Origin of the sequence: Aliidiomarina maris (assembly GCF_003987335.1) — a bacterium.
Lineage (GTDB): Bacteria > Pseudomonadota > Gammaproteobacteria > Enterobacterales > Alteromonadaceae > Aliidiomarina > Aliidiomarina maris.
In genome coordinates, this window is record NZ_PIPK01000004.1 from 104,036 (window position 1) to 115,843 (window position 11,808).

An 11,808-nucleotide genomic window follows, 5' to 3' on the forward strand; every position below is an offset into this window, starting at 1 on the left:
AACGAGGATTTATAGGCATGTCGCAACAAGTAGAGCAATTTTTCGAGCACCTTTGGCAAGATTACCTGCAAAAAACACCATCTGCGGGCAAAGTACATCAAGTGCTAGGAGGCGGTGCCGAGATCATTAACGATCACGTGGCTTTCCGAACCTTCAATATTGCTCCAGTCAAACTTGAGAAGCTGGCTGAGTTATTTGAAAACATGGGGTATTTCGCAAATGGTGATTACCATTTCGAAGCCAAAAAATTGCGCGCCAAACACTATGAGCACGACAACAAAGATTTGCCAAAAATCTTTATCTCTGAGCTATTAGTGGAAGAATTCCCTGATGACGTGCAACAGATTATTGTCGACATGGTTGCGTCAATAGACCCGAAAGCCGTTGAGCAAGCTGAGTTTTTATATTCAGGCACGCACTGGCAAGTTACTAAGGCGCAGTACGACCGCTTACTTGAGGAAAGCGAATACGCTGCATGGATGAGCGCGTTTGGCTTTTGCGCCAACCACTTTACCGTGAGCGTGAATCGTTTACCGGGCTACGATTCTGTTGAGCAGGTCAATCAAAAACTCAAAGATGAAGGCTTTGTTTTAAATAGTGCTGGCGGTGAAGTAAAGGGCAACCCAGACGTATTCTTAGAACAGTCATCCACCATGGCGGATCGCATTGATGTGGCATTTGCTGACCAGTCAGCACAAATTCCAAGCTGTTTTTACGAATTTGCTAAGCGCTACAATATGCCTGACGGCGAGCTTTACACTGGTTTTGTTGCGGCGTCAGCCGACAAAATCTTTGAAAGCACGAATGCCAAAGGCTAGGTCAATTATTGTGTATCACAGCCCACGCTTGCGTGGGCTTTTTTTTGGGGCCAAATTGATGCCTTATCGTTAGTAACGATGGCGTTCGAGTTTAGCTTCATCCATGATCTTGGCTGCCAATTCTTCTACCGATGCATGAGTCGAGTTCAAAAATGGAATAGCCTCCTGGCGATACAGATTCTCAATTTTATCAATTTCACGTTGGCACTGCTCAAGCGACGCATAGCGGCTGTTGGCTCTACGCGCCTCACGAATGTGTTGCAGGCGTTCGACGTCGATGGTGAGCCCGAACAGTTTATGCCGGTGCATCTTCAAGTCGTAACTTAACTGCAGGTTGTCCATATCATCTTCGGTAATCGGGTAATTGGCGGCTTTGATGCCGTATTGCAGAGCAAGATACAGGCAGGTCGGTGTTTTACCGGTGCGCGATGCGCCGATAAGGATAATGTCGGCCTGGTCATATTCTCGCGTGCTAACGCCATCGTCATTGGCTAAGGTGTAATCGACCGCATCAATGCGAAAATTATAGTCTTGGTGAATACCGTGGGTACGGTTGGTTTTGGGCTGAGCTTTAACCCCAAGCTCGGCTTCCATACGCCCGACAAAGTGATCTAGAAAGTCATAATGAATGGCGTCACTTTGGGTCACCAGCCGTTTAATCTCAGTATTTACAAACGTGTGGAATACCAAGGGCTTCTCGTCGTCTTCAGCGGCAGCTAAGTTGATTTGATGGGCGCAGCGCTGAGCCTTCTCAAGGCTGTCGATAAACGGCAATGTGCGATGCTTAAATTTCATTGGAAACAGTGACAGCATGGCGTGGCCAAATGCTTCGGAGGTTAACGCAGTGCCATCGGAAATATAAAATGCGGTACGCATGGGCAGCAATCCTTAGTTCAATGTGACACAGATATTAACTTGTTGGGCAACAATGTGTAAAATAGTGGCTTCTCACCACGCATAGATTGAATCTTAGGAAGGACTTTATTGTGCAAGAATACGTGCTTTGGTATCAGCAACTAGGTATGAACGATGTCGGCCGAGTGGGGGGAAAGAATGCGTCCCTCGGTGAAATGATTAGTAACTTGGCAGGTGCAGGGGTGACAGTCCCCGGCGGGTTTGCCACCACTGCCGACGCTTTTAACGAGTTTCTAGAGCAAAGCGGGATTAACGAAAAAATCTACCAACTGCTTGATAACCTGAATGTAGATGATGTTAAAGCCCTCGCCGAAGCCGGCAAAACTATCCGCCAATGGATAATCGACACTCCCTTCCAAGATAATCTCAACCACGCCATCCACCAAGCTTACCAAGAACTTAGCCAAGGCAATCCAGATGCAAGCTTTGCGGTACGCAGCTCAGCCACCGCAGAAGACATGCCAGATGCGTCATTCGCTGGACAGCAAGAAACCTTTTTGAATGTAAAAGGTATCGATGCCGTGATGGAAGCGATTAAACACGTGTTCGCGTCACTGTTTAATGACCGTGCTATTTCATATCGTGTGCACCAAGGCTACGACCACCGTGGTGTGGCCTTATCGGCTGGTATTCAGCGCATGGTACGTAGTGATTTAGCGTCATCGGGCGTGATGTTCTCTATTGATACCGAATCAGGCTTTGACCAAGTGGTATTTATTACTGCGTCTTATGGTTTAGGCGAGATGGTGGTGCAGGGTGCGGTGAACCCAGACGAATTTTTTGTACATAAGCCAACCTTAGCCGCGGGCCGCCCAGCCGTTGTACGCCGCACTATGGGCAGTAAATTGGTTGAAATGGTCTATTCCGATGATACCAGTCACGGTAAGCAAGTGCAGATTCAAGACATTGACAGCGAGCGCAGCCAGCGTTTCGCGCTTTCAGACGATGAAATCGCAGAGCTCGCACGTCAAGCCGTGACGATTGAAAAGCATTATGGTCGTCCGATGGATATTGAGTGGGCGAAAGACGGGCATGACGGCAAGCTGTATATCGTGCAAGCGCGCCCTGAAACGGTGCGCTCAAATGAGCAAGGTCAGGCAATTGAGCGTTTCACCTTACAACAAACGTCGGATGTGATCGCCTCTGGGCGTGCCATTGGGCAGAAAATTGGTAAAGGCCGCGCGCGTTTACTCAGCTCAATTGCGCAAATGGACCAAGTACAACCTGGCGACGTGTTAGTCACCGATATGACAGACCCAGATTGGGAACCTATCATGAAGCGCGCAAGCGCCATCGTCACTAACCGCGGCGGGCGAACCTGTCATGCTGCCATCATTGCCCGTGAATTGGGCATACCTGCAGTAGTTGGCTGTGGCAATGCGACTGACTTGATCAGTGACGGCGAATTGGTCACCGTCTCATGTGCAGAAGGTGACACCGGCTTAATTTATCGTGGCGAACTCGATTTTGAAGTGACCCAATCTGAAGTGGGCGCTATGCCGGCGCTGCCGTTAAAAATTATGATGAACGTGGGTAACCCTGACCGCGCCTTTGAATTCGCGCGTTTGCCGCATGCGGGTGTGGGCTTGGCACGTTTAGAATTTATTATTAACCGAATGATAGGGGTTCACCCAAAAGCGCTGCTTAACTTTGACCAGCAAAGTGCAGAATTGAAAGAAGAAATTCAGCGTATGATGGCAGGCTATGCAAACCCTGTAGAGTTCTACATTCAGCGTTTAGTTGAAGGTATTTCTACCATTGCAGCATCGTTTTCGCCTGAGCGCGTGATTGTGCGCATGTCTGATTTCAAATCGAACGAATACGCTAACTTGGTGGGCGGGCGCCAGTACGAGCCAGAGGAAGAGAACCCGATGCTTGGTTTCAGAGGGGCGTCACGCTATATCTCTGAATATTTCCGCGATTGTTTTGCCCTTGAATGCGAAGCTATTAAGCGCGTGCGCAACCAAATGGGTCTAACTAACGTAGAAATTATGATCCCGTTTGTGCGTACTTTGGACGAAGGCCGTCAAGTGATCGAAATACTTGCAGAGCATGGCTTGGTGCAAGGCGAGAACGGTTTACGCGTAATTATGATGTGTGAATTGCCGTCCAATGCGCTGTTAGCCGATAAATTCCTGGATATTTTTGATGGTTTCTCCATTGGCTCGAACGATTTAACTCAGTTAACCCTAGGCTTAGACCGGGACTCTGGCCTGATTGCGCACTTGTTTGAAGAGCGTGACGAAGCAGTTAAGGCGTTGTTATCTATGGCTATTCAAACGGCCAAGACACGCGGCAAGTATGTGGGTATTTGCGGTCAAGGCCCGTCTGATCATCCCGACTTTGCAAAGTGGCTGGTAGACCAAGGCATCGATTCTGTGTCGTTAAACCCTGACACAGTGCTGGATACTTGGCTATATTTAGGTAAAGAACTGGGCTAATGCAATCGGGTCGACGTTCGGCCCTTTCATGCATAAGGCACACAATGCGCAGTTTGCATTGAGTGCGAGGCATAGACAGGGCATGCATCGCATGCCCTATTTATTTAAATGAGGTAGCTACTTGTCACAGCATAAGGTTTTGCCGGTTATTCAAGAACAGCAAGAAGCTGCCTTGGATGCAAATTATCAAGCATTTATTCGCGCATTACAGACGCTCAAGCAAGCAGGGCGCTTTGCGGGCGACATTGATACCAGCTACGCGGGGCGGTTGGTCGCAGCGACAGATAACAGTATTTACCAGCAAATGCCACAGGCAGTTATCTACCCGAAAAGCCAGGACGATGTTGGTATTCTGCTTAGCTTGGCGGCGCGTCCTGAGCATCAAAGTGTGCGCTTTTCGCCACGCGGGGGTGGCACAGGCACCAATGGTCAGTCGCTTACCCATTGGTTGGTACTGGATTTAAGTCGTTACTTAACCCGCGTACTTGAAATAAACGCCGACGAAGGTTGGGTTCGAGTGGAAACTGGTATCGTTAAAGATGCTCTGAACCAGGCGCTTGCGCCATATGGCTTTTTCTTTGCCCCAGATACCTCGACCAGCAATCGTTGCACCATAGGCGGCATGATCAACACCGATGCGTCCGGGCAAGGCTCTTTGGTCTACGGTAAAACCAGCGACCATATTCTTGCCCTTGGCAGTTATGTGGTGTCGGGCGAACGGTTAGACACTTTTCCTGTGCCACTGGCAAATGCGCGGCAACTAGCTGAACTGGACACCTTCGAAGCACCATTGTATCGCCAAGCTATCAAGAGCTGTGTGGATTTGCGCGGCGCGGTGGTGGATAAATTTCCTGCACTCAACCGCTTTTTAACCGGCTATGACTTAAAGCATTGCTATGATGCTGATACCCAGCAGATTGACCTTAGTCGCTTAATCGCTGGCTCCGAAGGGACATTGGCGGTGGTGACTGAAGCGAAATTGAACATGACTCGCTTGCCGAAAGCGAAAGTGCTAGTCAATGTGAAATATAGCGACTTTCAATCTGCACTGCGCCATGCACCAGATTTAGTCCGTGCACAAGCCACGTCAGTTGAAACGATTGATAGTAAGGTTCTTAATTTAGCGCGCCAGGACATCATTTGGAACGGTGTGAAAGACTTGTTGCAGGAACTGCCAGATCAGCCAATGGATGGCATTAACATGGTCGAATTTACCGCGACTTCAAAGTACGCGGTTGAGCAAAAAGTAGCAGCCTTAGTGGCTACGTTAGAAGACGACATGCAAGCAGGTAAAGGCGTGCTTGGTTTTCAAGTGTGTGACGATGCGAATAGCATTCAGCGCATTTACGCCATGCGTAAAAAAGCGGTTGGGCTATTAGGCGCCACTCAAGGCGCGCGTAAGCCGATTGCCTTTGTTGAAGACACCGCCGTGCCGCCACACGCACTGGCGGACTATATCACTGAGTTCCGTGCGTTGTTGGATGCCCATAATTTGCATTACGGCATGTTTGGGCACGTCGATGCAGGTGTTTTACATGTGCGCCCTGCGTTAAATATGCAAGATGAAGCCGATGAGCGCTTGGTGCGCCAAGTCAGTGACCAGGTGGTGCAACTAACCGCCAAATACGGTGGGTTAATGTGGGGCGAACACGGTAAAGGCTTTCGCTCTGAATACGGGCCTGAGCTCTTCGGACCACAGTTGTTTGAAGAACTGCGCAAAGTCAAAGCGACGTTTGACCCGTTAAATAGGCTGAACCCGGGTAAAATTTGCACGCCTTATGCAGACTCCGATCCAGTTGAAGGGCTGGTTCGGGTTGACGATCGTAAGCGCGGTTGGTTCGATCGCCAAATACCAATTGCCACCCAGCAACGCTTTCAAAGCGCCATGGACTGTAACGGTAATGGTTTATGCTTTAACTTCGAAGCCAGTAGCCCGATGTGTCCTTCGTTTCGGGTCACGGGAGATCGCCGCTATTCACCCAAAGGCCGTGCAAGTTTAATTCGCGAGTGGCTGCGCCGCCAAGAGGGCTTAGGCTATGACGTGTCGCATCCGCCGAAGGCGAGCTTGTCTTGGTGGGGTAAACGGAAAGCTAAGGCGCGAACGCAGGACTTCAATCACGAAGTCAAAGCCAGCATGGATGAATGTTTAGCGTGTAAGGCCTGTACATCACAGTGTCCGGTCAAGGTAGATATTCCAACGCACCGTGCCAATTTCTTAGCCCATTACCACAGCCGATATCCACGGCCGTTGAAAGATTATGTGGTCAAGAACATTGAAACTTGGCTCCCACGTATGGCCAAGCACGCGACTTGGGTTAACCGTATCACTCAAGCTAGCGTGACTCAAAAGCTAACCCGCAAATGGCTCGGCTACGAGGATATGCCAAGCTTATCCGTGCCCGCATTAGCCAAGCGCGACTTGTTCGCGCGGGCCATGACGCTGGAGCAATTTAGCCAGCATTTGAAAGGACCATTAGGGGACGAAGAAAGACGTCATTACGTTGGTTTGGTACAAGACCCATTTACCTCGTTTTATGAAGCGGACTTGGTTGAAGATTTTATCAAATTATGTGGTCGGCTTGGGATTCAGGCGGTGATATTGCCTTATCAGCCAAATGGTAAAGCGGCCCACGTGAAAGGGTTTTTATCCGAGTTTCGCGACATTGCAGCACGCCAGGCAAAGCAACTTAACCGTGCTGACGCATTAAACTTACCCCTAGTTGGTCTCGATGCATCGACCGTGCTGTGCTACGCCGATGAGTATCGCCAGGTGTTAGGCGAGGCGCGCGGTAATTTTGAGGTCAAACTGGTGCAGGATTGGTTGCTACAAGATATCGACCCAAGTGTGTTACGTGATTTCGTGCATGTGCAGCCAACCCAGAATGAAGCCAGTGCCCCCGTGCAACTCTTGTTACACTGCACGGAGCAAACCAATGCAGCCGGTAGCGGTGCGGCTTGGCAACAAGTGTTTGCTAAAGTCGGTGTGCCTTGTGAAATCCCAGCCGTGGGTTGTTGTGGTATGGCGGGGACTTATGGTCATGAAAGTGAGCATCAAAGCAAAAGCCGAGCACTGTTTGCGATGAGTTGGCAGGTGCAACTTGGTAAGAGCACGCAACCATTAGCAAGTGGTTTTAGTTGCCGCTGCCAAAGCAAACGTTTTGCCCAGCAGCCGTTAAAACATCCGCTGCAACACTTGTTAGACGCGCTATGTTAAAACAAAACAGCCCGGCAATGCCGGGCTGTTGGTTAAATTCGCAAAGTTTGCGTGGTAAGCAGTTAACCGCGAGACGCTGCTTTAGCGGCTAAGATTTCACGTGCCATTTCATCTGCAATTTCACCGGTAGGGCGGTTTTCTGCTTTAGCACGGGTAAAGATACGGTCAAGGGTGTCGTAAATAGCGCGCACACGTGCCGCAGTTTCCTCAGTGCTCATTGCTGAGGCTTCTGAACAGACGTGGATCACGCCACCTGCGTTGATAACGTAATCAGGTGCGTACAGAATACCCATATCTTGCACGATCTTATCATGCGCAGGCGTGGCTAATTGATTATTCGCCGAACCAGCAATAACCTTAGCGCCAATACGTTGTAAGGTGGCATCATTGACTGTGGCGCCAAGGGCACAGGGGGCAAAGATATCCATGTCGACATCATAAACGTCATCGATGCTGACCGCTGTGGCACCAAGCTCTTTGACTGCTTTATCCACGGCGTCTTGGTTGACATCACAGACGGTTAAAATAGCGCCTTCTTTCGCCAGGTAGGCCGCGAAGTCATAGCCGACCGCGCCAATGCCTTGCACCGCAACCTTCAGGCCTTTTAAGTCGTCGCTACCAAAGGCGTGTTTGGCAGCTGCTTTAACGCCAAGATACGTACCTAATGCAGTATGCGGCGACGGATCGCCAGCTTTACCTTCGGTGCCAGCAACGAAGCGAGTTTGAGTAGCGACTAACTCAATGTCGCTGGTGCGAATGTTGACGTCTTCAGCAGTAATGTATTTACCGCCCAGTGAATCAACAAAGCGGCCGTAAGCTTTGAATAGCTCAGGCGACTTATCAGTTTTTGCATTACCAATAATAACTGCTTTACCGCCGCCTAAAGGCAGGCCGGCCAACGCACTCTTGTAGGTCATCCCGCGTGAAAGACGCAATACGTCAGTCAATGCTTCTTCAGAACTTGCATAATTCCACATCCTAGTACCGCCCAAAGAGGGGCCCATGGTGGTGTCGTGTACAGCAATAATAGCTTTCAAACCGGTAGCTTCATCGTGACAAAACACGACCTCTTCGTGGTTATCAAATTCTGCATGATCAAATACTGACATAAGTTCCGTTGACCTCATTGTGTTGTTATATAAGACCACAATATCCGAGTGGCCTATGAAAATGCGCGTAAGCTACCACTTAAATGCAAGCAACTCCAGTTTCAACGATGCAAATTAGATAAAATTCGAACACTCGTTTAGCAACTAGAGTTTACACCGCGCTAGGCTAGATAAAATAACGCCTGTAGGCTTCCAACTAAGAACGTAAGTTGGTAGGATTCAATTTTCAGGATGTAAAAAAGAAGTAGAATCATGAGCGAAAAGCAAACAACACAACAACAAAATCAACAGCCTGCTGCAATGACTGAAGAACAACGCCAAGAGTGGGTACGTACACAATTTCAAAATGCTAATCGCTATTTGGCCGAACGTGGCTTGCTAAGCGAGACGATTCTTACCAAGGAGTCGCGTTATTTAGTGCCAGACATCGCAGTGTGGAAATTTAAACTGCAAAACGGTAAGCGGGTGTGGGTCATTAATGGCCGCGTCACCACCGACCATGTCAGCGCTGAAGCGGCCAAGACAGCACGAGAGGCGGTACGTTATTTTAGTTTTCAATGGCAACTGAAAGCCGAGAATATTGCGGCGTTGGGTGACGCAGCCGATACCACACAGCGCCAAATGGCGACTTTGTTAGTGCGTAATGCGGAAGCTCTATATCAGTTGTCAGATAACGAAAAATTATGGCAGCAGGCGTAATACCACGCCTACTACCGTCCTAGCTATGCGTCGTCGTCACCGACGAACCAGAAGCCCTCATTGAGTAAATCAAGCATAAGCTGTCGCGCACTACCACTTTTGAGCAGTGGTAGTAGCGTCTGGCAGCTTATTTCCAGAGGCGTATTCACCAGAGTTTCAAAAAGTAGCTGACTGCTTTCATCAAGCGGCCATTGCTGAGCTTGTACTAAGCCGGTTAGTTGCCCATCCAATTTTGCAGTAATCATTCGCAAGCCTACCGCACGCTGAAGGGTGGCGTATTGCTGCAAGTAGCGGATTAAACCAGATTCAGTAACCTCTCGTTGCGGCCAAATCAAGAGCGGCGGACGAGGATTTTGCGACAACATATTAGCAATCACCGTATTAAGTAATTGATCATCTTCCAATCCAGAACGAATGAACTGGCGAAAATGCGCCATCTGTTTGTCACTCAAATGCCAGCTAGGCTGGTCTGAGTCGAGGATGTCGTTAGCATCCTGGTAGCGCGTTGCTAAAAGCTCTTGATCGAGTGCATGGTCTGCGAGAGCCGACAGCATTTCTGCTTGGCTGGGTGCACGAAAACCGACGGAGTAGTTCAAGCATTCAGTGATGCTTTCACCAGCGTGGGGAAAACCGGCTGGGATGTAAATCATATCGCCCGGGTTTAGCACGACATCGATGTCAGCCACAAAACCTTCAATTTGCTTGAGCTCAGGGTGGGGCGTATGTACTTTGTAATTGCCACGAGCACCCACCTGCCAGCGACGCTGACCTTGGCCTTGAATAATAAATACGTCGTACTGGTCCAGATGAGCGCCCACTCCACCACCAGGCGTTGAGTATGACACCATTAAGTCGTCAATGCGCCAGTCGGGAATAAATCTAAACGGTTCAAGCAGCGCTTGCGCTGGCGGGAAATGTTCATTGACCGCTTGCACTAATAGGGACCAGTGACTGTCACCCACGGCACTAAAATCTTCAATAGGTCCGTGGGTTAATTGCCATTGGTCGTCGGCATTTGAAACTAAGCGTGAGTCGACTCCTGGTTCTAAGCCGATGCCTGCTAATTCGTCGGCGCTAATCGGGTCGGCGAAGTCTGCAAATACTCGGCGAAAAACGCGGGGTTGTCGTTGCCAATCATGCGCCAGAAACTTCTTGGCGTCGAATACTGCACGGTCAAATTCAAATGCCATGTTTACAAGCCCTATACGAGGTTAGCGAGCGCGGTGTCGAGCTCGTCAACAAAGGCTTCCGCACGACCAATGTAGCTGGCAGGTGACCATTGTTTAAGTTCGGCCTTAACCTCAGCAGGCAAGCTAAGCGAATCGATAAACTCGGCCATTGCTGCTTGGTTAACACGCTTACCGCGCGTCAGTTCCTTTAGCTTTTCGTACGGCTTTTCAATGCCATAGCGACGCATTACGGTTTGAATCGGTTCAGCGAGTAGTTCCCAGTTCTGGTCTAATTCATTCAGTAAGCTACTGCGATTCACTTCCAGTTTGTTCAAGCCTTTCAGGGTAGCTTGGTACGCTATCACCGCATGTGCAATGCCAACACCTAAGTTACGCAATACCGTAGAGTCCGTTAAATCACGCTGCCAGCGTGAGACCGGCAGCTTCTGCGCTAAATGCGCCATAATCGCATTGGCGATGCCCAAGTTACCCTCTGAATTTTCAAAATCGATTGGGTTTACCTTGTGTGGCATGGTCGAGGAACCAATTTCCCCAGCTACGGTTTTTTGTTTGAAGTGGTTAAGCGCAATGTAGCTCCATAAATCACGGTCTAAATCAATCACAATGGTGTTAAAGCGCGCTAATGCGTCAAACCATTCTGCGATGTAGTCATGGGGCTCAATCTGCGTGGTGTACGCGTTCCAAGTCAACCCAAGTGATTCGACGAATTGCTGAGATATCTGATGCCAATCAACTTGAGGGTAGGCCGCTAAGTGAGCGTTATAGTTACCCACAGCACCATTCAATTTACCCAGTAAAGGCACGGCTTGTAGCTGGTTGATTTGGCGCTTGAGACGAATCGCGACATTCGCAAATTCTTTGCCCATTGTGGTCGGCGTAGCTGGTTGGCCGTGAGTGCGCGCCATCATCGCGACATCTTTATGTGACTTCGCCAAGGCTGTCACTTTATCCAGCAATTCATTGAGCAAAGGCAGCACGGCTTCATCGCGCGCCGCGCGCAGCATGAGTGCGTGTGACAGGTTATTGATATCTTCTGAGGTACACGCGAAGTGAATAAATTCAGTGACCTGATGCAGCTCAGCGTTGTCAGCAATTTGCTCTTTCAAAAAGTATTCAACAGCTTTCACGTCGTGGTTGGTGGTGCGCTCAATCTCTTTAATGCGCGCAGCATGCTGCTCATCAAAATCTGCCACAATCGCGTCTAAACGCTGATTGGCTTGATCGCTCAATGCAGGTACTTCTTGAATGCCTTCGACATTCGCCAGCATTTGCAACCAACGTACCTCAACTTCAACGCGATACTTAATTAAGCCAAATTCGCTAAAAATAGGGCGTAAGGCATCGGTTTTGCTGCCATAACGGCCGTCAACGGGGGAAATCGCTGTAAGCGCAGAAAGTTGCATGAGCAGGGCTCCATGGTTA

Annotated in this window: 8 protein-coding genes; 4 read left to right on the forward strand and 4 right to left on the reverse strand. The window is 49.4% G+C overall.

Going from position 1 to position 11,808, the window contains the following annotated elements; genetic code table 11:
• Nucleotides 1-17: 17 nt before the first annotated feature.
• The gene (locus tag CWE07_RS06030) at nucleotides 18-818 is read left to right on the forward strand and encodes a DUF1338 domain-containing protein (RefSeq protein WP_111568989.1); all 801 of its coding nucleotides are present in this window, start codon (nucleotides 18-20) and stop codon (nucleotides 816-818) included.
• A gap of 69 nt (nucleotides 819-887) precedes the next feature.
• Here CWE07_RS06030 and ppsR read toward each other — a convergent pair whose 3' ends face one another.
• Nucleotides 888-1,694 carry a posphoenolpyruvate synthetase regulatory kinase/phosphorylase PpsR gene (gene ppsR / locus CWE07_RS06035; RefSeq protein WP_111568990.1) on the reverse strand — a complete coding sequence of 269 codons (807 nt, stop codon included), beginning with the start codon at nucleotides 1,692-1,694 and terminating at the stop codon, nucleotides 888-890.
• A gap of 110 nt (nucleotides 1,695-1,804) precedes the next feature.
• On the opposite strand from ppsR, the gene ppsA reads away from it, so the two are divergent.
• Both ppsA and ydiJ read left to right on the forward strand, forming a co-directional pair.
• Complete coding sequence (gene ppsA, locus CWE07_RS06040; protein ID WP_111568991.1) at nucleotides 1,805-4,174, forward strand: phosphoenolpyruvate synthase; 2,370 nt, start codon at nucleotides 1,805-1,807, stop codon at nucleotides 4,172-4,174.
• A 121-nt stretch (nucleotides 4,175-4,295) separates the two neighbouring features.
• Nucleotides 4,296-7,388: a D-2-hydroxyglutarate dehydrogenase YdiJ gene (gene ydiJ, locus CWE07_RS06045; RefSeq protein ID WP_241974080.1), complete on the forward strand. Its 3,093-nt coding sequence runs from the start codon at nucleotides 4,296-4,298 to the stop codon at nucleotides 7,386-7,388.
• A 62-nt stretch (nucleotides 7,389-7,450) separates the two neighbouring features.
• On the opposite strand, the gene CWE07_RS06050 is transcribed toward ydiJ, so the two are convergent.
• Complete coding sequence (locus tag CWE07_RS06050) at nucleotides 7,451-8,497, reverse strand: Leu/Phe/Val dehydrogenase (RefSeq protein WP_111568992.1); 1,047 nt, start codon at nucleotides 8,495-8,497, stop codon at nucleotides 7,451-7,453.
• 252 nt (nucleotides 8,498-8,749) lie between these two features.
• Between CWE07_RS06050 and CWE07_RS06055 the strand changes: the two genes are divergently transcribed.
• A complete protein-coding gene (locus CWE07_RS06055) occupies nucleotides 8,750-9,196 on the forward strand; it encodes a DUF4826 family protein (RefSeq protein ID WP_111568993.1) in 447 nt (148 codons plus the stop codon).
• A 23-nt stretch (nucleotides 9,197-9,219) separates the two neighbouring features.
• Here CWE07_RS06055 and CWE07_RS06060 read toward each other — a convergent pair whose 3' ends face one another.
• Both CWE07_RS06060 and purB read right to left on the reverse strand, forming a co-directional pair.
• A complete protein-coding gene (locus tag CWE07_RS06060; RefSeq protein ID WP_111568994.1) occupies nucleotides 9,220-10,386 on the reverse strand; it encodes a cupin domain-containing protein in 1,167 nt (388 codons plus the stop codon).
• A gap of 11 nt (nucleotides 10,387-10,397) precedes the next feature.
• Nucleotides 10,398-11,789 (reverse strand): adenylosuccinate lyase, encoded by a 1,392-nt coding sequence (purB, locus tag CWE07_RS06065; RefSeq protein ID WP_111568995.1) that lies wholly within the window; start codon nucleotides 11,787-11,789, stop codon nucleotides 10,398-10,400.
• Nucleotides 11,790-11,808 lie beyond the last annotated feature (19 nt).